The 22,049-nt window shown below is 60.0% G+C and carries 14 protein-coding genes; 2 read left to right on the top strand and 12 right to left on the bottom strand.

From position 1 onward, the window contains the following. Positions 1 to 52 precede the first annotated feature (52 nt). Positions 53 to 2,362 carry a xanthine dehydrogenase family protein molybdopterin-binding subunit gene (locus tag HF949_RS09020; RefSeq protein WP_292893321.1) on the bottom strand — a complete coding sequence of 770 codons (2,310 nt, stop codon included), beginning with the start codon at positions 2,360 to 2,362 and terminating at the stop codon, positions 53 to 55. Positions 2,363 to 2,549: 187 nt separating this feature from the next. Between HF949_RS09020 and pepN the strand changes: the two genes are divergently transcribed. Further along, positions 2,550 to 5,195 carry an aminopeptidase N gene (gene pepN / locus HF949_RS09015; RefSeq protein WP_292893318.1) on the top strand — a complete coding sequence of 882 codons (2,646 nt, stop codon included), beginning with the start codon at positions 2,550 to 2,552 and terminating at the stop codon, positions 5,193 to 5,195. Positions 5,196 to 5,323: 128 nt separating this feature from the next. Continuing rightward, a complete protein-coding gene (locus tag HF949_RS09010) occupies positions 5,324 to 7,660 on the top strand; it encodes a PAS domain-containing sensor histidine kinase (protein ID WP_441338355.1) in 2,337 nt (778 codons plus the stop codon). Positions 7,661 to 7,662: 2 nt separating this feature from the next. Here the strand turns inward: HF949_RS09010 and HF949_RS09005 are convergent, their stop codons facing one another. The 11 genes from HF949_RS09005 to HF949_RS08955 all read right to left on the bottom strand — a co-directional run bounded on the left by HF949_RS09005 (position 7,663) and on the right by HF949_RS08955 (position 22,046). Beyond that, the gene (locus HF949_RS09005; protein ID WP_292893315.1) at positions 7,663 to 10,620 is read right to left on the bottom strand and encodes a bifunctional [glutamine synthetase] adenylyltransferase/[glutamine synthetase]-adenylyl-L-tyrosine phosphorylase; all 2,958 of its coding nucleotides are present in this window, start codon (positions 10,618 to 10,620) and stop codon (positions 7,663 to 7,665) included. Between the two features lie 44 nt (positions 10,621 to 10,664). Then, positions 10,665 to 12,125, bottom strand: coding sequence for a sensor histidine kinase (locus HF949_RS09000; protein ID WP_292893313.1), 1,461 nt, complete (start codon positions 12,123 to 12,125; stop codon positions 10,665 to 10,667). Then, positions 12,125 to 12,796: a response regulator transcription factor gene (locus HF949_RS08995; protein WP_292893311.1), complete on the bottom strand. Its 672-nt coding sequence runs from the start codon at positions 12,794 to 12,796 to the stop codon at positions 12,125 to 12,127. Before HF949_RS08995 ends, HF949_RS09000 begins: the two co-directional genes overlap by 1 nt. Positions 12,797 to 12,900: 104 nt before the next feature. Next, positions 12,901 to 14,439 (bottom strand): DegQ family serine endoprotease, encoded by a 1,539-nt coding sequence (locus HF949_RS08990; RefSeq protein WP_292893309.1) that lies wholly within the window; start codon positions 14,437 to 14,439, stop codon positions 12,901 to 12,903. Positions 14,440 to 14,592: 153 nt separating this feature from the next. Continuing rightward, a complete protein-coding gene (locus HF949_RS08985; RefSeq protein WP_292893306.1) occupies positions 14,593 to 15,825 on the bottom strand; it encodes a bifunctional alpha/beta hydrolase/OsmC family protein in 1,233 nt (410 codons plus the stop codon). A 97-nt stretch (positions 15,826 to 15,922) separates the two neighbouring features. Beyond that, positions 15,923 to 16,399, bottom strand: a complete 477-nt coding sequence (locus HF949_RS08980) for a cytochrome c-type biogenesis protein (protein WP_292893303.1) — start codon at positions 16,397 to 16,399, stop codon at positions 15,923 to 15,925. Continuing rightward, entirely contained in the window at positions 16,396 to 18,381 is a 1,986-nt protein-coding gene (locus HF949_RS08975) for a heme lyase CcmF/NrfE family subunit (RefSeq protein ID WP_292893300.1), read from the bottom strand. Before HF949_RS08975 ends, HF949_RS08980 begins: the two co-directional genes overlap by 4 nt. Positions 18,382 to 18,437: 56 nt before the next feature. Further along, entirely contained in the window at positions 18,438 to 18,872 is a 435-nt protein-coding gene (gene ccmE / locus HF949_RS08970; protein WP_292893298.1) for a cytochrome c maturation protein CcmE, read from the bottom strand. Between the two features lie 7 nt (positions 18,873 to 18,879). Then, positions 18,880 to 20,001, bottom strand: a complete 1,122-nt coding sequence (gene ccmI, locus HF949_RS08965) for a c-type cytochrome biogenesis protein CcmI (protein WP_292893295.1) — start codon at positions 19,999 to 20,001, stop codon at positions 18,880 to 18,882. 108 nt (positions 20,002 to 20,109) lie between these two features. After that, positions 20,110 to 20,547, bottom strand: a complete 438-nt coding sequence (locus tag HF949_RS08960; RefSeq protein WP_292893292.1) for an RT0821/Lpp0805 family surface protein — start codon at positions 20,545 to 20,547, stop codon at positions 20,110 to 20,112. A gap of 80 nt (positions 20,548 to 20,627) precedes the next feature. After that, a complete protein-coding gene (locus HF949_RS08955) occupies positions 20,628 to 22,046 on the bottom strand; it encodes an ATP-binding protein (RefSeq protein ID WP_292893290.1) in 1,419 nt (472 codons plus the stop codon). Between the last annotated feature and the right edge of the window lie 3 nt (positions 22,047 to 22,049).

Raw genomic sequence — 22,049 nt, 5'->3', positions numbered from 1 at the left:
AAGGCCGATAAAGAAGCGGGAGGGTGGAGCGAAATCATCGCCGACGATGCCATCATGCCGCCTCTCTGGCCTGTCGGATCGTCTCCCACACCCGCGAAGGCGTGGTGGGCATGTCAATATGGGTGATGCCGTAGGCGCGGTAGAGCGCATCCGTCACGGCGTTGAGAACAGCCGGCGTGGCACCGATCGTGCCGGCCTCGCCAGCCCCTTTGATGCCCATGGCGTTGGTGGTCGAAGGCACGTTGCGGGTCTCGAAATGGATGAACGGCAGATCATCCGCCCGTGGCATCGCATAGTCCATGAAACTTGCGGTGACGAGTTGCCCATCCTCGGAGTAGACCGTGTCTTCCGTCAGGGCTTGCCCAAGCCCCTGCGCAACACCACCATGAACCTGACCAGCCAGAAGGATCGGGTTCACTGTCGCGCCGAAATCATCAACGATCCAATAAGCCAACACCTCCGTGCGCCCGGTTTCCGGGTCAATTTCGACCTCGCAGATATGCGTGCCGTTCGGATAGGTCGCCTCTTCCTGCACGAACTCACCGAAGCCTTCCAGATCTTCAGGTGCCTTTGCTGCCCTGGCGATGGCTGCAAAGTCCACGGCGCGGTCCGTGCCGACGATGCGCGCGGCCCCACCGGACAGTTCGATATCATCGACCGACGCTTCCAGTTCGTCTGCCGCCAGCCTGCGGATTTTCTCGGCGAGGTCTTCACCCGCCCGCGCGGCAGAGACACCGCCCAGCGGAATGGAGCGCGAGCCGCCCGTGCCGCCGCCGGAGGCCAATTCATCCGTGTCGCCCTGGCGCACGGTGATCCTATCGATGTCGATACTGAGCTTGTCAGCTACGAACTGAGCGTAGGCGGTGGCGTGACCCTGACCGTTGGACTGAGTGCCGATCAGAAGCGTGACGCTCCCATCGTCGTTCAGTCGGACGTGGGCCGGCTCCGAACCGGCAAAAGCGCAGGCTTCAATATAGGTGGCCATGCCGATGCCGCGCAGTTTTCCGTTGCGCCGAGATTCCTCGAGCCGCTCTTCGAACGAGGCCCAGCCGGCGTTCTCCATGCATTTGTTCATGTGCCCCTCAAACTCGCCAACGTCGTAGAGACGGCCGGTCTGGGTACGATAGGGAAATTGTTCGGGCCTGATGAAGTTGCGACGACGGATTTCTTCCCGGCCAAGTCCCAGATCACGCGCGCAGGCATCCACCAGCTTCTCAAGCAGGAATGCAGCCTCCGGACGGCCCGCCCCGCGATAGGCATCCACCGGGCAGGTGTTGGTGTAGACGCCGTTGATCGTCACATCGAGCGCCTGAATGTCATAGACGCCTGTTGACATGGAGACGCCAACAAACGGGATGAAGGGACCGTATTGCGAGATATAGGCGCCCATATTGGCCGTGAGATCGACCCGTAGACCAAGGAATCGCCCTTCACTGTCCATTGCCATTTCGGCAGTCACCACATTGTCGCGTCCCTGAGCATCAGTCATGAAATGCTCATTACGATCACCGGTCCATTTGACCGGACGACCAAGCCGTTTCGCCGCTTCCATGACCATGGCGTATTCACGGTAGACAAAGGTCTTCGGACCAAAGCCGCCACCGACATCCGGCGTTATCACGCGCAGATTTTCGGGCTCGATGCCAAAAGTCTTGCACAGGATGCCACGCATGGAATGAACGCCCTGCGAGCCGGTGGTCAACACGTAGCGGTTTTCGTCGTCGCGCCATTCGGCCAATGCTGCACGCGGCTCCATGTAGTTGCACACGAGACGGTTGTTCACGAACTGGATGCGGGTCACATGGTCGGCCTTGGCGAACGCCGCATCCGATTTCTCCTTGTCACCCACATGATAGAGAAATGCACGATTCGATCCGAGTTCCGGCCAGACCAGCGGGGCATCCTCGGACAGAGCGGCTGCCGTTGAAGCTATGGCTTCCTCGTCGTCGAAGTCGATTTCGATCAGCTCCGCAGCATCTTGCGCCTGGGCACGGCTCTCGGCGACCACCATCGCTACCGCGTCGCCCACATACTGCACACGGTCACGGCACAGAATCGGAATGTCGCGCGTGGGCGCGCGCGTTCCGTCCGGTTGCTTCTGCATGGCGCCAGAGCGCAGATCCTTGAGATGCGCCACATCGGCACCTGTCAGGACCAGACGGACGCCTGGCGCGGCCTGCGCTTCCTTGACCGAAGCGATGGTAAATTTCGCCTTGGCCACGGGCGAACGCACCACGTAGAGATGCAGTGTGCCTTCGGGCAGGAAATCATCCGTATAACGCCCCCGCCCCGTGATGAATGCCGCATCTTCCTTGCGGCGCACGGAAGCACCCATCCCGAATTTCGGCGTCATCACAGTCATGCGGAATCCCTTCTGGTCAATCGTGGTTTGACCGATGTTCGGTAAGCTGGCTGGAAACAGTCGAGCGACATATGCTGTCTTAGTTTTGTCGAGCCTGATGATTGTGTAAAGAGCAGCAATCCGATTTTGTTGGACCAGACAGCCCACAGATTGCCGGCCTGCGCGCCAGGCCATAGAAAGAGTAACGATGCGTACAGAAAGCGGCCAGATTTTTCGTCTCGAGGACTATCAGCCAAGCAATTATCTCATTCCCGAGATAGCGCTTGATTTTAGGCTGGACCCTCAGGAAACGCTGGTGACGGCCACCCTGCGGGTTGAACGGATCGCCCGAGCTCCAGCCGATGCCCCACTGGTTCTCGACGGTGACGGGCTGACGCTCGAAGCACTGCGGATCAACGGAGCGGAGGCCGCAGTGGGCTGCTACGAAGTCTCCCCGGATCGCCTGGCAATCACACGCCTGCCGGCTTCGCCGCAGTTCGAACTGACCATCGTGACGCGCATCGCGCCATCCATGAACACGACGTTGATGGGGCTCTATGTTTCGGACGGCGTTTTCTGCACACAATGCGAAGCCGAAGGGTTCCGCCGCATCACCTATTTTCTCGACCGGCCCGATATCCTCTCGGTCTATACGGTGCGCATGGAGGCGGACCGTGTAGAAGCGCCGCTCCTCCTGTCAAACGGCAACCCGGTGGAAAACGGAGATCTCGCGGATGGGCGTCATTTCGCCGTCTGGCATGACCCTTTCCCCAAACCCTCCTATCTGTTCGCGCTCGTCGCCGGCGATCTCGGCGTGGTGAAGGACCGCTTTACCACCGCATCGGGACGTGAAGTCGATCTTGGAATCTATGTCGAACATGGGAAGGAAGAGCGCGCGACCTATGCGATGGATGCGTTGAAGCGGTCTATGCGCTGGGACGAAGAACAGTTCGGGCGAGAATACGATCTCGATGTTTTTAACATTGTCGCCGTTTCGGATTTCAACATGGGCGCAATGGAAAACAAGGGGCTCAACGTCTTCAACGACAAGTACGTTCTCGCAGACGATGACACAGCCACCGATGCCGATTTCGCCAATATCGAGGCAATCATCGCGCATGAGTATTTTCACAATTGGACAGGCAACAGAATCACTTGCCGGGATTGGTTCCAGCTCTGCCTGAAGGAAGGCCTCACCGTTTTCCGCGATCATGAGTTCTCCGCTGATCAGCGCTCGCGTGCGGTCAAGCGTATCGCCGAAGTGCGTGGCCTGCGCGCACATCAGTTTCCCGAGGACCAGGGGCCTCTCGCGCATCCGGTGCGGCCGCGCCGTTATCGTGAGATCAACAATTTCTATACGGCGACGGTCTACGAGAAGGGCTCGGAGGTTGTCCGCATGCTGCGCACAGTTCTGGGCGAGGACGCGTTCCGGGCCGGGATGGATCTCTATTTCGATCGGCATGACGGTCAAGCCGTGACCATCGAAGATTTCGTAAAGGCTTTCGAGGACGCTTCCGGGCAGGACCTCAGCCAGTTTTCGCTTTGGTACCATCAGGCCGGGACCCCCAATGTTGCACTCTCCTCACGCTACGATGCCAAGGAGAAGACGCTGACGGTAGAGATCGAGCAGTCGGTATCGCCAACGCCCTCCGAAAACCGCAAACGCCTGATGCACATTCCTCTCGCCTTCGGCCTGGTCGGTCCGGACGGAACAGATCTCGACTACGAGAGTGTGGAGGGGGCGAGTGTCGAAAACGGTGTGATCCACCTGCGGAAACGCCGGCACCAGATCACCTTCAAGGGCGTGAAGGCGCGGCCGGTCTTGTCGATCAACCGGGGCTTCTCCGCTCCAGTCACCCTCTCAATCGAGAGCAGGGCCGACGAGCAACTGTTCCTCGCTCGTCATGACAGCGATCCGTTCTCCCGCTGGCAGGCGCTGAACACGCTGCTAACCGGCGCTTTGATTGCCGCCAGCAAGGCAGTGCGCGGTGGCAAGAAACCGGTGTTCGATGACGAGATTATCTCGGTCACGACAGACCTCGCCTCCGATGAAACGCTGGAGGAGGCTTTTCGGGCTTTGACCCTGAGCCTTCCTGGCGAGGCCGATGTGGCGCGTGAACTCGGGCGGGATATTGACCCGGATGCGATCCACGCCGCCCGCAAAGCGCTTCTCCTTGCCATTGCGCAGGCGGGCGGTGAAACCTTCCGCGAGATTTACGAGGGTCTGCTCGACAATGCGCCGTTCTCGCCGGACGCCCGCAGCGCAGGGCGCCGCGCGCTGCGCAATACACTGATTGAGTTTCTGACGCTGGGTGCCGCCACTCCCACCGCCGCATACAGGCAGTTTGAGGACGCCGACAACATGACAGAGCGCGCCGGTGCGCTCACGGTTCTTGCTCAGCATTTTCATGATACCGACGAGGGCAGAGCCGCATTGGCGGCATTCGAGAAACGCTATGGCGGTAATCCGCTGGTGCTCGACAAGTGGTTCCAGATCCAGGCGATGATCCCTGCCGCAGAAACGGTTTCATTGATCCGCCACCTGATGAAGCATCCGCATTTTTCGCTCGCCAATCCAAACAGGGTGCGCGCCCTGGTGGGTACATTCTCGATGGCGAACCAGACGGCCTTCCACAGCGCCGATGGCGAAGGGTATCGCCTCGTTGCAGAAACGGTCACTGCGCTTGACGGCCACAACCCGCAGGTGGCGGCACGTCTGGCCACCGCGTTCCGTTCCTGGCGCTCGCTGGAAAAGGGCAGACGTGAGCATGCACGCAAGCTCCTCTCGGAGATTGCCAAGCGCGACGATCTCTCTCGAGACCTGGCGGATATTCTGGAACGAACCCTCGCCTGAGCGGTCCATTAATATCTTTTTTACCAAGGCCTCTGGACAAGGCGAATCACCTTTGATTCCTTATAGGTGATTCGGCAGCAGGCGGAGCCGAATCACCGAACTTAACGAGGAACGAGGGAGCCCGTCGGATGGCGAAGGCAGGGGGATGGGCTTTGCCCCTGATTGCGGGCATGGCAGCCGGGCCGCGAACCCGACGCGTTAGGCGCATGGGACTGGCAGGCAACGCCAAGATTATTGCAGCTCCGGCCTATGAACGTCTTTTGGCGATTGAGCCGTATCTGCGCCGTTCCATTCCCGTTCTGATCATCATCTTTCTTTTGGTTCTGGCGGCAGCCCGGCTTCTTTCTCTCTTCACCTGGCGCGACGATATCGAGCGCGATGCCCGGACCATGCTGGCGCTGGCCGCGGACTCCCTGGCCGCAAACGCAGCAATCGACACCAGCGAGATGGCGCCCGAGCACAGGGCACGCATGCTTATCGAAGAGGCAATGCGGCGTGCCGGTTCTGAGGATGAGCGTGTGCTTGCCATTACCGACGAACAGTTTGAAGTTCTGGCGAGTTCGCCCAACGGACAAAAGCTGGTCGGCCGCTCGCTGGAAGACGTTTTGACGGGCGGGCAGCCGCTCTTCCTGTTCGGCGCGCGCGCCGGAGTGATGAATGTTGAAATCGGGGGAGAACAGTGGCTCGCCTCGCTTGTCCATGTCGCAGGCCAGGATGGCGCTGCGGTCGCCCTCACCTCCCGCGATAGCCTCTTTGCCGACTGGCGCCGCTCCGTCTCGATGAATGTATCGCTGTTTGCCCTGACGGCGGGCATCCTGATGGTCATCCTCTATGCATACTTCAGCCAGGCAGCCCGCGCGCAGGCGGCCGACCGCATCTATATGGAGGCCCATCAGCGCATCGATATGGCCATGGTGCGCGGCAAATGCGGCCTGTGGGACTGGGATATGGTCCGCGGCAAGATGTTCTGGTCGCGCTCCATGTTTGAAATGCTCGGTTATGAAACCACCGACGAAATGCTCTCATTCGGCGAGGTGGCGGCGATCATCCATCCTGACGATGGCGATCTCTTCGAACTGGCCAACCGCATCATGGCGCGTGAGATTGATCACGTGGACCGCGTCTTCCGGATGAAGCGCGCCGACGGGCAATGGGTATGGGTGCGTGCGCGGGCGCAGGTCGTGGATCCCGATGCACCGGAACTGCACCTGATCGGCATCGCCGTGGATGTTACCGAGCAGCGTACACTCGTGCAGCAAACGGAAGCTGCCGATCAGCGGCTGCGCACCGCGATCGAAAGCATCGGTGAATCCTTCGTGCTGTGGGACTACGCCGAGCGGCTTGTCATGTGCAACACCAAGTACAAGCAGGATCTGGGCGTCGACGAGAGCCTGATCGTTACCGGAGCGCGGCGTCGCGATATCGAAGCCCTGGCGCCTGCATTCCGCTCCGAACGCCGACTGGCAGTACCGTCCGGGAATGGCAATGGCGCGACCTATGAGCGACAGCTCGCGGACGGACGCTGGCTGCAGGTGACGGAGCTGAAGACACGAGATGGTGGCACGGTTTCGGTCGGAACCGACATCACCCAGCTCAAGCAGCATCAGGGCAAGCTGGTGGATAGCGAGCGTCGGCTGATGGCCACCATTCACGATCTCAGCCTGGCGCGCCGTGCCGAGCAGGAACGCACGCGCGAACTCAGTGAGCTCAACCGCAAATACATGCGCGAGACCGAACGCGCCGAGGCGGCAAACCGCGCGAAATCCGAATTCCTGGCCAACATGTCGCACGAGCTGCGAACGCCGCTCAATGCGATTATCGGTTTCTCGGAAGTGATGGAGTCGGGCATGTTCGGGCCACTGGGTTCCGAGCGCTACGAGGAATATGTGCGCGACATCTGTTCGAGCGGGTCCTACCTGCTCGGTGTCATCAACGACATTCTCGACATGTCGAAGATCGAAGCCGGCCAGTTCTCCGTCGATTGTGAGGAAATCGACCTGTGCCCGCTGATCCGCGAAACGGTGCGGGTGGTGGAGTTGCAGGCGGCAGAAAAATCAATCGCCATGAAAATGGATATTCCCGAAAGGATGCAGGTTTTCGCCGATCGGCGTGCGATCAAACAGATCGTCATCAATCTGCTGTCAAACGCCGTCAAGTTCACCGGCGAAGGGGGACATATCTCACTGCGTGCACGCAAGGTCGGGCCTGCGGTGACGCTCACCATTGAAGATTCAGGCTGCGGCATTCCACGGGACGCACTGAAGAAGCTCGGGCGTCCCTTCGAACAGGTTCAAAACCAGTTTTCCAAAAACCACACGGGCTCGGGACTTGGCCTTGCCATTTCCCGCTCGCTGGCAGAGTTGCATGGCGGCGTGCTGAAGATCCGCTCGACGGAGGGCGTCGGCACCATCGTATCCGTCCGCCTGCCCGCCGGGGAACGCAAGAAACCGGCCGTTGCCGCCTGAGGTTAACCGACCGAGCCGACCAGTTCTCCAAACAGTCGACGCACCCTGCCCGCCGTCTCTTCGACATGCGCTTCCAGGATGCCCAGTTCCGGCAGATCGGTCTGCTGCAATAGCAGGTCGGCGAAGCCCGGCGGCGCTTCCTCTGGAACAAAACCGCCTTCGAGGCAAAGCCGAGTGGTCTGCGTGAGCGTCATATAGAGATGGTGCGCATCAACGAGTTCCTGCCGCGCCTGAGGCGCGCAAAACGCCTCTGAGAGGGAGTTCAGCACATCGCCGGTGGCACTTGTTTCGCGTTCGGCCGATGTGTTTCTGGTCAACACGGCCACCTGGGCGATGAACTCCAGATCGATGAGACCGCCCGGGACCAGTTTGAGGTCCCATACATCACGGGCAGGCTTCTCCTCTTCCAGTAGCCTGCGCATCTCGGCTGCTTCTTTGCGGATCTTCTGTGTGTCGCGCGGCAGGGCGAGGATGTCGTGCACCTCATTTTCGACACGCCCGATCAGCGCCTTGTCGCCGGCGAAGGCCCGTGCGCGCGTGAGCGCCATGTGCTCCCAGGTCCAGGCATCGTTACGCTGATAGCGTGCAAAAGCGTCTATGTGGGTGGCGACCGGCCCCTTGTTGCCCGATGGGCGGAGCCGCAGGTCGAGCTCATAGAGCACCCCTTCCGCAGTCGGAGCAGATACCGCGGCAATCAATCTCTGGGTCAGCCGCGCATAATATTCCGAGGGTGCCAGCGGCTTTTGCCCATCCGAATAGTCCGCATCCTGCTCGTGATCATAGAGCAGGATCAGGTCTATGTCGGACCCTGCCGTCAATTCGCGACTGCCGAGCTTGCCCATCCCCAGAATGGCCACACGCCCGCCGGCTATCCGGCCATGGCGCTCGGCGAAGTTTTCCACCACGGCTTCGAGAGCCGCCTCAACCGTGAGATCGGCCAGATCTGAAAACGCCTTGCCGGCACGCGCGGAGTCTATGGTTCCCGTCAGGAGCCGGATGCCGATCAGAAACTTCTGTTCGGCTGCAAAGATGCGCAACCGGTCGAGGATCTCCTCGTAGATCTGGGCGCCAGCCAGAAATGTTAGAAGCCGTTCGGACAGATAGGCCCGATCGGGAAGCTCGGACAAAAGTGCCGGATCCAGAAGGCCGTCGAACACGTGCGGACGTTTCGTGATGATCGCTGCCAGGCGCGGCGCAGCACCCATGATGCTGACCAGCATATTAAGCAAGGCCGGGTTGGACTGAAGCAGTGAGAAAAGTTGGATGCCGGCGGGAAGCCCTGCCAGAAACGTGTCGAAGCGCAAGAGTGCCTCATCGGCCCGCCGCGTGCTTCCGAAGGCTTCCAGAAGCGCCGGTGTCAGCTCCGTCAAGCGCTCGCGTGCTTCTGCCGACTGCGTTGCCCGATAGCGGCCATAATGCCAACCGCGGATCACACGGCACATGTCGCTCGGCCGTTCGAAGCCGAGTTCGCTCAGGGTTTCCAGAGTGCCCGGGTCGTCCACATCGCCGGTGAAGACCAGATTGCCGACGCCGCGCGAAAGCTGAGGTGCCGTCTCGAAAAGGTCCGCATAGTGCTGCTCCACGAGGCGAAGGCTTTCGCGAAAAACTGCCGAAAACGCTTCTGCGTTGTCGAAAGCGAGCAGGTGCGCGATGCGCTCCAGTTCCTCGTCTTCTTCAGGAAGCGTGTGCGTCTGCTCATCCGCTACCATCTGCAGCGCATGTTCGACATCACGCAGGAACCAGTATTGACGCGTCAGCGCTTCCCTCGCCTCCTCGTCTATCCACCCGCAGCGGGCGAGCTCTTCCAGCATGGAGACCGTCCGCCGGCCACGCAATTCCGGAAAGCGTCCACCGGCAATCAATTGCTGGGTCTGGACGAAAAACTCGATTTCACGGATGCCGCCGCGCCCGAGCTTCACGTTGTGACCACGAACGGCAACTTCGCCGTGTCCCTTGTGCGCGTGGATCTGGCGTTTGATCGAATGGACGTCGGCGATGGCCGCATAATCCAGATATTTGCGCCACACATAGGGCTGCAGTTCCTTCAGAAAGTTTTCGCCCGCCAAAAGATCACCGGCAATGGGCCGTGCCTTGATCATCGCCGCCCGTTCCCAGTTCTGGCCGCGGCTTTCGTAGTAGTGAAGCGCCGCCTCTACCGGTATCGCAAGCGGCGTGGAGCCCGGATCGGGGCGCAACCGCAGGTCGGTGCGAAACACATAGCCATGTTCTGTCCGGTCCTGAAGGATCCGCACCAGTCTGCGTGTCAAGCGAACAAAGAGATCGACAGCCTCATAGGCTTCGATGATGGCCGGCGCTTGCGGATCGACCAGTACGATCAGGTCGATATCGGAGGAGAAATTGAGTTCATTGGCACCGAGCTTGCCCATACCAAGCAGGATCCAACCGCTGCCCTCAGCGGGTCTTGTGCGGTCCGGGAGTTTCAGTTTCCCTGCCCGATCCGCATCGAGAAGCAAAAAATTGACGGCGGCCCGAATGCATTTATCTGCTAAAGCGCTGAGCCGCTCCGTCGTTTTGGCCGTGTCCGAAACATCGGCAAGCCTGCAGAGTGCAATGAGAAAATGCGCCTCCGCTTTCAGGTCGCGCAGCGCCTTCATCTGACCGCTTTCGGTCTGTTCCTCGGCAAAGGCACTCGCATCGATGCGCTCGAACAGCATTCTGAGCCGTTCGTCGGCCGTCGCGTCGAACAGGGCTTCCAGAGCGTGCGGATTGCGACGCGCACAGTCACGCAGGAATGGCGAAAGCTCGAACACCGCCGCGAGAAATCCCGTTAAACCAGTGCTGTTTCCCATCAGGTCGTACAGCCGGGCACATTGAGCAGCCTCAGCCGCTTCGCGGACCATCTCAAGCGATTCGGCGGCCTCATCGTCGTTCACCGGCTTCAGGACAAGAACCGGCGATCCAAACCAGAGACTTCCATCAGAAATCGCACCACGCCCCATCAAGGCCCCCTCTTCGGTCAAGCAAGTCCGCTCGCCCGGCCACGTCAGTCGGAGGCTTCACGCTTCCTGAAGACCGTTTCAACTTTCCGTTTCGACGCTTCGGCTGGAAAGACCATTGTCACGACGAGACCGGGCTCGTTATCGGCCAGTTCGAGACGCCCACCATGGAATGTCATGACAGCCTTGGCAAGGCTGAGACCGAGGCCGGAACCCGGCTGGGTGCGGCTTTCCTCAAGGCGTACGAAGCGTTCGGTCACGCGGCGACGGTCCGCGTCGGGAACACCTGGACCATTGTCCCGCACCGTCAGTCGAATCTCGGAAGGTCCGCTTTGCAGGGAAACCCGCACAGCCGGATTCTCGCCAAACCCCGCTGAATACTTGATCGCATTATCGACGATGTTCGACAAGGCCTGCCCGACGAGTTCACGATTGCCCTGCAGGGTCACGGCTTCGTTGACCTCGGCTTCAAGCGCCACGCCCTGTTCCTCGGCAAGGGCTTCGTAGAGCTCGACCACGTCTGCGAGAATAGCTCGCAGATCAATGGTCGAGGTGGCTTCTGCTGAATACCCTGCCTCCAGCCGTGAAATCATCAAAATGGCGTTGAAGGTGCGGATAAGCTGGTCGGATTCGGCAATGGTCCGCTCCAGCGCGGCACGATAATCCGCCGTTTCTGGCTTCCCAGCAAGCGCGGCTTCCGCTCTGTTGCGCAGACGCGTCAATGGCGTCTTGAGATCATGGGCGATGTTGTCGGAGACCTCGCGCAGCCCTTCGTTCAATGCAGCGATACGATCCAGCATCTTGTTCAGATTGTCGGAAAGACGATCAAACTCGTCACCAGCTCCCGAAACAGGCAGCCGCCGGCTCAGATCACCACCCATAATGCTACGGCTCGCCTCGGACACGCGGTCAATGCGCTTCAGCGCACGCCGACCGACGAAATACCAGATCAGCAGCGCACCCGCGCACATGATGGCAAGCGTGACCACAAGGGCGCGCTGCATCACGCTGCGGAACTTTTCAGGTTCGCCCAGATCGCGCCCGACCATGACGATGATCTGGTTGGGCAGACGGAAGACGACCGCCATCGCCCTGTGCTCACCGCTGTTTGCGCGTGGTTCGAGGCGGGCTTCTCCCTCCCCAAAGCGGCTGTAGGTGAAAGGCCTCTCCGTCCACCCCATCACGTCAAGAACGCCAGGCTGCAGGCTTTCCACGTTGCCGGAGAGAATCCGCCCATTCGCGTCGGCGAGGAGATAGAGATTCGCGCCGGGCTGCCGCGCGCGCGATTCGATGACCCGAACGAGGAACGGCAACCCGCCCCGACGGTAGGCGCGATCGAGACCGCGCACCTCCTCATTGATCGCTTCGCGTGTCTGGGTGACAAGCATACGGGCCGAAAGCGAGGTCATGTAGATGACCAGAAACGTGGCGCAGACGGCGAAGAGAATGAGATACAGCGCGGAGAGGCGCGCTGCGGTCGTGTTGAGAATAGACAGAAGCCGCGCCATCAGTCCTTCAGCATGTAGCCGGCGCCTCGCACCGTGTGCAGCAGTGGCTTGTCGAAGCCTTTCTCTATCTTGCCGCGCAGGCGAGAGATATGAACGTCGATCACATTGGTCTGCGGGTCAAAATGATAATCCCAGACATTCTCCAGAAGCATGGTCCGGGTTACCACCTGTCCGGCATGGCGCATCATGTATTCTAGAAGACGGAATTCGCGCGGCTGAAGGATGATTTCCTGGCCGGCGCGGCGTACCGTGTGTGACAGTCGATCAAGCTCGAGGTCGCCGACATTGTAAACGGTTTCGACATCCTTGGTCCCCGCCCGCCGGCGCAACACTTCGATGCGTGCGAGCAACTCGGAGAAGGCGTAGGGCTTGGTCAGATAGTCATCGCCACCCGCGCGCAGGCCGGTCACGCGGTCATCGACCTCTCCAAGTGCTGAAAGGATGAGCGCGGGCGTATCGTTGCCGCCCTCCCGCAGCTCGGCGATGATGGAAAGACCGTCACGGCGCGGCAGCATGCGATCAACGACGAAGACATCATAGCTGCCTGTTTCGGCCATGGTGAAACCGCTATCGCCATCGCGGGCAATGTCTGCGGTGTGACCTGCTTCGGCAAAAGCGTTCTTAAGATAGTCCGCCGCTTCCCGATCATCCTCTATGACAAGAATCTTCATACGGTCGTTATAACCCGTTCAGCGCTAAAACGTCTTCCCGAAAGACCGGGACAAAGCCCGGCTCCCCCGGAGAAGCCGCGAGGGGAGCCGGATTTTACAGATGATCAGCCTTCGCTGGTTGGAAGGGCGACAAAGCGGCTCGCATCGTCGCGCTCGATCTGCACAAGAACGGCCTTGCGACCGGCTTTCACTGCAGCAGCAACGGCGTTTTCGACATCCTTGCCCGTTTTGACTGTCTGGGAATTGACGGTGCGAATGATATCGCCGGGGCGGATACCGCGGTCATCCGCCGGGCTGTCGGGTTCCACATCCGTAACGACCAGACCATCGCCATCCTCTGCCGGCGTGACCTTCAGACCGAATTGTGCATCCATCGTGCCCGACTGAGAGCCACCGCGCGCTGATGCCACCGTCTCGACGCCCGGCATCTCGGCAAGCGTGACCTTGACGGTCTCGGTCTCGCCGTCACGCCAAAGCGTCACATCGACCTCATTGCCCGGCGCAAAACCGGCGATCAGACGCGCCAGTTCTTTTGGCGAAGAGACCGGCTTGTCGTCCACGGCGATGATGATGTCGCCGGAGCGGATTCCGGCCCTGGCTGCTGGCTCGCCTTCCTGCGCATCGGCGACCAGCGCGCCTTTTTCTTCGTCAAGACCGACAGATTCGGCGATATCCCTGGAGACCGGCTGGATCTGGACACCGAGCCAACCACGCTCAACCGTACCGTCCTCGATCAGATCGCCAACGACCTGTTTTGCCACAGAGGCCGGAATGGCGAACGCAATGCCGACATTGCCGCCCGATGGCGAAAAGATTGCCGTGTTGATGCCAACGACTTCACCACTGAGATTGAAGGCCGGGCCACCGGAGTTACCACGGTTTACCGCCGCGTCAATCTGGATGAAATCGTCATAGGGGCCGGCGCCGATATCGCGGCCACGCGCAGAAACAATACCAGCCGTTACGGTGCCGCCAAGGCCAAAGGGATTGCCGACGGCAACCACCCAGTCACCTACCCGGACCTTCTCGTCATCGGCAAAATCGACATAGGTGAACTTGCGTTCCTCTTCGACTTTCAGAACGGCAAGGTCGGTGCGCGGGTCGGTTCCGACGAGCTTGGCGTCGATCTCCGTGCCGTCATCCATGACGACGGTAAAGTTGCTGCCACCATCGACGACATGATTGTTCGTAACCAGATAACCGTCCTCGGAAATGAAGAAACCGGATCCCTGCGAGACAGGACGGGGGCGGCGACGCTCGGAGCGGCGATCCTGCTCAAATCCGCGATCACCGCGGAACTCCCGGAAAAAGCGCTTTAGCGGGTGCCCGTCCGGCAGCTCTTCAAAGCCCGGCATTTCGAACAAACCCGGACCGCCACGGTTCGAAGTCATCTCCACATCGGCCTTCACCCGTACGCTGACGACAGCGGGCGATACCTTTTCCACGATATCTGCGAAGCTTGGAGCCTGAACTGGCTGATCAAGTCGAACCGCTTCCGCCATGACCGGTGCCGTGCCGCTCGTGACGGCACCCAGCCCTATCGCTCCGGCGATTGCGACAGACGCGATGGTCGCCATCAGGCGCCCCCGCCTGCCACCGATAATGCCTTTCTCCGATGCCTTGTTTTCCGCGTCGTGATGCATAGCAACCTGTCCTCTTGGAAAAATTTCACTTCAGCGCGCAAACGCGTATTGAGTTGGCGCGCAAAGGCGTGTTGGGTGAAGACATAGCGATCCACACATTACAACGCCATTTCCAGCCGATGAAATTTTCGTAATGTTTGGGCCGATTTCTTCTCACGTGTCCCCGCGCACGGCGGTGTGAACGTGAACGAGGCTCTCGAGCGTTCTGTGGACCGGGCATTTGCCGGCAATTTCGATCAGTTTGTCGCGATTTTCGGGCGATACAGCCTTCTCCACATCGATTACGCGCTCGAATCTATCAATGCGTCCCTGTGCCTTCGCCGCGTCGGAACAATCCTCGCAATCCCTGGCGTGAATCTTCTTATGGGAGACGTCGACACTGATGCGTCCAAGGTCCAGCTTCTTGCGCTCGGCGTAGAGGCGCAACGTCATCGTGGTGCAGGCGCCAAGGGCTATGGAAAGAAAATCATAAGGCGAAGGCCCCGTATCCAGTCCGCCAAAACTCACCGGTTCATCGGCGAAGAGGCGATGTCTGCCGGCCTGTACGGCATTCTGGAAAGTACCCTGCCCCGTCTCCATGACGCGCACATGCTCGATCGGCACTTCGCCCTGCGGTTCGTCGCCCGGCAGATAGCGCGAAAGCCAGCCGCACATCGCACTCGCGGCAAAGGCGGCATCCTCAGGGTTTGTCAGCAGGTGGTCACCCTGATCCAGTGAGATATAGCTTTTGGGGTGTTTCGCCGCGAGAAAAATCTGCGTCGCATTGTCAATCCCGACAATCTCGTCAAGCGGAGCATGGAGGATGAGAAGCGGTTTATGCATCCCGGCAACGGCATCGAGAACTCTGTGTGACCGCACATCCTCGACAAACTGCTTCTTTACGCGGAACGCCCGGCCGCCCAGTGAGACTTCCGCTTCGCCGTCCTGCTGGATATCTTCCAGCGAAGTGCCCAGATTCTTCAGCACGTGCGCCGTATCGGAAGGCGCGCCAATGGTCGCAACCGCCTTCACCGAGGCCAGTTTTCCGGCAATGGCAAGGACAGCCGCTCCACCAAGCGAATGGCCGATCAGCACGGACGGTGCTTCATAATGCGCTTCAAGGAAGGCTGCCGCGCTGACCAGATCTTCGAGATTGGTGGAGAAGTTGGTCGATGCGAACTCTCCGTCGCTGGACCCCAGACCAGTGAAGTCAAAGCGCAGTACGGCGATCCCAGCACGCGCCAGTTCGGCGGCAATGCGCCGCGCCGCGAGCAGATCCTTCGAGCAGGTAAAACAGTGCGCGAAAAGCGCATAGGCTCTGATCGGTCCGTTGGGCAAATCGAGCCGGGCGGCAAGATCCGCGCCAGAGTGGCCTTTGAACGTGAGCTTCTGGGTTATCGCCGTCATGGGGTCCCTTTCGCATGTATCCCGATCCTGCCGTCTGGCAGCCCGGTTTCAGGCTAAGTGGATCCGGTTCCCCCGTACAGGTTTGTGAGCAGGAAACTCATTCACCTTCGTTCAAGATTTGGTCAAGGCGCTTCTTCTCCTCCGCGCTCAGGCTCGAAACAGCGCCGCCGGTCATTCTGCGCCGCGCACTGGTGACAATCAGGACGCCCCCCACCACCAGCAATATCACCGGGGTGCCCCAAAGCAGCGCGTTGCGATAGCTGAACCGTGGTTTCAGGAGAACGAACTCCCCATAGCGATCCACCACATAGGCGATCACCTCCTCGTTGCTGTCGCCTGCCTTCAGGCGATCGCGTACGAGAACCCGCAGATCCCGAGCAAGCTCTGCATCCGAATCGTCAATTGACTGGTTTTGGCAAACCATGCACCGCAATTCGGTAGAGAGCTCACGCGCCCGAGCCTCAAGCACCGGGTCATCGAGAATCTCGTCAGGCTGGACCGCCGCGGCAGGCTGCAGTGCCAGGTGCAAGACCCCCGAGGCAGCGACGAGCACGCCAATGATCAATCTCCTCATGCCACTCCACCCTGCACCGCCGGCTTTCTGCGCGGCATCGGCGCGCCGACCCGCAATCGGCGATCGAGAAGCGACACGGTCCCGCCCACCATCATCACGAGGGAGCCGAGCCAGATCAGCGTGACCATGGGCTTCCACCAGATGCGCACGACGATCTTGCCGTTGGGGGTCTGATCGCCAAGGGAAACATAAAGCTGGCTCAGGCCCAGCGTTCTGATGCCAGCCTCAGTGGTCGGCATTTGGCGGGCTGTGTAAAGGCGTTTGGAGGACACCACCTCGCCCAGAGATTTTCCGGTCACCCGGGACAGGACGAAGGTTGCCTGGTCTTCCGTGAAATTCGGCCCGGTGAAGGGTCGCAGGCTGTCGAACCGTAGATTGTATCCCTCAATTTCGACGGTTTCACCTGGCTGCATCGCTGCGATGCGTTCGGTTTCCAAGGTTGTCACGGAAATGATGCCTATTGTGGTCAGCCCTATACCGGCATGTGCGAGCGCTGTTCCAAACACCGAGCGCGGCAGACCTTTGAAACGGCTGAAAACCACGGACGGCGCAGCCTTGCCAAAACCGGATTTGACGACGAGATCGGTCAACGCACCCAGCACCAGCCAGACCCCCAGTCCGATACCCAGCGCTGCCAGAACCGAAGCCCCATCAACCATAACGAAAGCAAGAAGCGCAACCACGAGCGCAGCACCAAAGGCCCAGAAGAGCCGTTGAGACACGGCCCATATGTCGCCACGCTTCCAGGCAAGAAGCGGGCCAAAGGGCACGATCACCAGAAGAGGAAGGATAAGGGGACCAAAGGTGAGATTGAAAAACGGCGCTCCGACGGAAATCTTGTCGCCGGTCACGGCCTCGACCAGAAGCGGGTAAAGCGTGCCGATCAACACCGTTGCCGTCGCCGTCGTCAGAACCAGATTGTTGAGGACCAGGGCCCCTTCCCGCGAGATCGGCTGAAAGAGGCCGCCCGGCGTCAGCGTCGCCGCTCTCCAGGCAAAAAGCGCCAACGATCCGCCAATGAACAGCACGAGAATCCCGAGAATGAAAACGCCGCGTGCCGGATCCGTGGCAAAGGCATGGACGGAGGTCAGTACCCCCGAACGGACCAAAAACGTTCCCAGAAGCGACAGTGAGAATGTCAGGATCGCGAGCAGGACCGTCCAGATTTTCAGCGCCGACCGCTTCTCCATCACCAGAGCGGAGTGAAGCAGCGCCGTACCTCCGAGCCACGGCAGCAGGGAGGCGTTTTCGACCGGATCCCAAAACCAGAAGCCTCCCCAGCCGAGCTCGTAATAGGCCCAGTAGGAACCCATCGCGATGCCTCCGGTCAAAAACATCCAGGCCGCCAGCGTCCACGGCCGCACCCAACGAGCCCAGGCCGCATCAAGCCGGCCTTCGATCAGAGCAGCGATGGCAAAGGAAAACGCGACGGAAAAACCGACATAGCCGAGATAAAGCAGAGGTGGATGAACGGCGAGGCCGATGTCCTGCAGGATGGGGTTGAGATCACGCCCTTCCATCGGCGCCGGGTCGAGACGGGCAAACGGGTTGGACGTCGCCAGAATGAATATCATGAAGGCACAGCTGATCGCGCCCTGTACCCCGAGCACATTGGCACGCAGCGACAGAGGAAGGTTACGCCCGAAAACCGCCACCAGTGCACCGAAAAAAACAAGGATCAGAACCCACAGGAGCATCGACCCCTCATGGTTCCCCCATGTACCGGTGATCTTGTAGAGAAGCGGCTTGGCCGAATGCGAATTCTCCCAGACGTTCAATACGGAAAAATCTGACTGGATATAGGCAGAGGTCAGCGCCATGAAGGACAGCGCCACCAGCATGAAGTTGGTCAGGGCCGCCGGCTCACCCACGCGCATCAGCGTGTCGTTTTTGAACTGCGCCCCAATGATGGGTACCGTCATTTGAACAAGCGCCAGCGCGAAGGCGAGGACAAGGGCAAAATGACCGAATTCAATGCTCATTGTGTCATCCACTCCAATCGATCCGTTCCGGCTGGTCCTGACGCGTTACAACTGCGTCAGTTTTCCTGCCAGACACCCTTTTCCTTGAGACTGTCGGCCACTTCGCGCGGCATGTAATTCTCGTCATGCTTGGCTAGCACGGTATCGGCAACAAAGATCTGGCTGCCGTCGAATACACCCTCGGTGACCACACCCTGCTCCTCGCGAAAAAGGTCGGGCAGGATGCCATTGTAGCGCACCGTCACCGTATCGCTCCCATCGGTCACCGCAAAGCGCACATGGGTATCATCAAAGCGCTCAATCGATCCCTTTTCCACGAGACCGCCAAGACGGATGCGCTGGCCGGCAGCAACCGGATTCTCAGCCAGATCGCCGGGCATGTAAAAATAGGAGGTCTGCTCGCCCAGAGCATAGAGTGTAAGCCCCGTGGCAGCTCCGAGAAAGCCGATGGCGCCTGCGATTAGCGCCAGTCGTTTTTGTTTCCGTGTCACATCTAACCTATTCGATCGTCACGCCAAGATTGGCCGCGAACTCCTTCAGCTCGCCGGTTTCGGGAGTTTCGGCGCCGAATGCCGCCACGGCCCGCACAAGCGCTTCCTTCGCAGCGTCGGGACGCTGCAGCACAATGTATGAACGGATGAGACGCCGCCAGCCTTCCAGATCGGCAGGATTTTGACGCAATTTCTCGTCCAGCCCTTTCACCATGCCTTCAATCATCGCCTGACGATCGGTCTCGGAAAGGTCCGTGGCAGCAGCCACCTGGTCTTCAGTTGGCCCGCGATCAGCAGCGCCCGCGCCTCCGGATTGCGCAATAGCCTGCTGCGCCGCCTCACGCCACGGCGAGGCCTCCGGAAGATTTTCCAGCATCCCGCGCCAGATCGTCTGCGCCTCCTCGGCTGCGCCTTCCTGAGCGCGCGACAGCCCGAGGAAGAAGCGCGCCTTCGGCTCCCTTGGGTCAAGATCAAGCGCTTGCTCGAAAACCTCCTCGGCCTCGGCTGTCACCATGCCCCGCGCAGCACCGACCATCGCCTCTCCCAGAGCCGCTTTCATGTCCGATGTTTCGCCTGAAAGCCGCATGATGTTCTGCAGTGCAGTCTGCGCATCTGCGAAACGCCCCAGGCGCATGTAAACCGGCGCCAGCACCTGCCAGCCACGCGCATCGTCAGGATTGGTCGCCAAGTGCGTCTCTGCACGTGCGACCAATTCGTCGATCGACGCATCGGCGGGCTCGGCGGCTGTTCGCGCATGCAGAGGTTGCGCAGGCATGTCAGGTGACCCGGTGAGCACATAAAGCCCCCAGCTAACCAATGGAACTGCAAGAACCGAAGCCGCAGCCGTCAGCCGGGTGACGCGCCGGTTGGCCCTCTTCTCATTGCGACCATCAGCAGTCTCAGAGACCTGCAATATGCGGCGGCCGATCTCTGCGCGGGCCTGTTCGGCCTCCTGCTGGCCGATCAATCCCCGCTTCGCGTCACGGTCGACTTCCTCAAGCTGGTCGCGATAGACTTCGATATCATAAGCGCGTGCATCTTCGGTGGGGGCTTGCCGCATGGCAAAGGGTCGCAACACTGCGAAAGCGGCGACAAAGGTCAGAAGAGCTGCGAGGATCCAGAACAACATGGATCCTAAATAGCTGCCGGGGGACGTGCTGCCAACTCGGCGCACCTGCGGCCATTTGGCAAACTGGCCGACCCGCCTTCCCAAACCCCGAGTTTATCTCGGAAGATCTTATCCCAGCAGCATCCAGCTTCCATCCTCATTGCGGCACGCAGTTCCGCGCGCTTCGCGCGGCGTCCCGTTGATCTGGATGGTGTGCGTATATTGCCGGCAGTCCTGCGAACCAACGCGGTAAGGCTGCGCCGCGCGCACGGTCCCGGTCCTGCCTGAACCGCTGTCCTGCCACGATACGTCCTGTCCCGCCGGTGTGCTTTCAAGTGCCTTGTACTCCGCCTCTATAGCGATGCGTTTCTGCCGACGTGACAATGCCGCGCCAAATTCCCCCCCAACGAGGCCGCCACCTTCCATGCCCAGTATGGCGGAACTGTCGGTTGCCGCCTGGGATGCCGCAAACTGATTGGGCTCTAGTTGCGCGCTCGACATGCCGCTGCTCAGGCAGCCGGACAAGATCGCGGAAAGCGCTACTGCAAGAACTGCTGAGAGTTTCATTGATACCAATGGTCCCCTGAGACACTTGTCGTTTGCAATGCATTTAAAGCGACGGTTTGGCCCAAATTGGGCAACTCTGCTCAACTGGCACTCTGGGCTTCCGCTCGTGGCAGGGCAACAACGACTTTGAGCCCACCAAGCGAAGATCGTTCCAAAGCGAGAGAACCACCATACTCTTCCACCAGATCCGCGACAATCGCAAGCCCGAGCCCGGTTCCCGGTTTGGTTTCATCGAGCCGTCGGCCCCGCTTCAATGCGTCCCGGGCTTTCTCTTCGGGAATACCCGGTCCGTCATCTTCAATGACAACAAGAATTCCGCGGCCGTCGCCTTCCAGCTCCCCGTCTCTAGCGGTGAGGCGAACGCGCGTTCTTGCCCATTTCATAGCGTTTTCCATCAGGTTGCCGTTGATTTCCTCCAGGTCTTCCCGCTCCCCGGCAAAGATCAGGGGATCATCGGGAAACTGCACTTCAAGGTCGATCGTGGGGTTCAGCTTGCCCATGACCCGCGCCATGCGCTCGAGCGATGCCTTGACCGATGTACGAAATGCAAGACTGTCGCGCTGGGCAGCCGCTCGGGCTCGCTGCAGATAATGATCAAGCTGTTGTTGCAGCGCGGTGGCTTGGGCGGTGATGAGCTTTCCCCGCTCGCCGCCGACCGCATGCCCCTCGTTCATGAGAACAGCGAGAGGCGTTTTCAGGGAATGGGCAAGATTGCCAACCTGCTTGCGTGAGCGCTCAACGATACGTCGATTGTTGTCAATGAGCGCATTCGTCTCATCCGCAAGCGATTCAATTTCAGTCGGGAACGGGCCCTCCAATCGCTGCGCAGAGCCTGCCCGAATATCCGACAAAGCCCGCTGAACACGGTTGAGGGGGCGCAAGCCGTAAAGAATGGCAAAAACATTGATGGCAATCATGCCGAGGCCGAATATTGCGAGATAACCGTAGAGCCTGCGAACGAACTGGCTGACCTCATCCTCCAACTCGCTTCGGTTCCCCATGACCCGAAAGCGAGCTACCTGCCCCTGTTCGCCCACAACCAGTTCCGCCTCTACCACCTCTATGGTCTCGCCGCCTGGTCCCATGGCCATATAGCTGCGCTGAAATCCGGCGTTAAACGGTACATCATTGATGCTCGGCGAAGGGATGGCCATGACCATGGAGGGCGAGCGTATTGCGTTTCCCAGGTCGTTGGTTAGCGGCTCCACCGCCCAGTACCAGCCAGATTGGGGCTGCAGAAAACGCAGATCGTCGAGATTGGGCCTGCCCTGCAATGTACCGTCTTCAGCGGCGCCTACCGAGCCGATGACATTGTTGAGATAAGCAGACAGAACGCTATCGAAACCGCGCTCGGAAACCTGCCGAAACAAGGCTGAGATGATGGTTGCGATAACCACAAGTGCGATGACCGCCCAAAAGGAAGAGAAAGCGATGACACGGACCGCGAGCGAGCGTGTCACAATCCGCATAAGCCAGGACTGCTTCTGCTGATCCGCCATCGC

The organism is Nitratireductor sp., from assembly GCF_017794765.1.
Taxonomy (GTDB): domain Bacteria; phylum Pseudomonadota; class Alphaproteobacteria; order Rhizobiales; family Rhizobiaceae; genus Nitratireductor.
The sequence above is the reverse complement of the archived record's forward strand: the minus strand, read 5'-3'. Positions and strand labels throughout refer to the sequence as shown.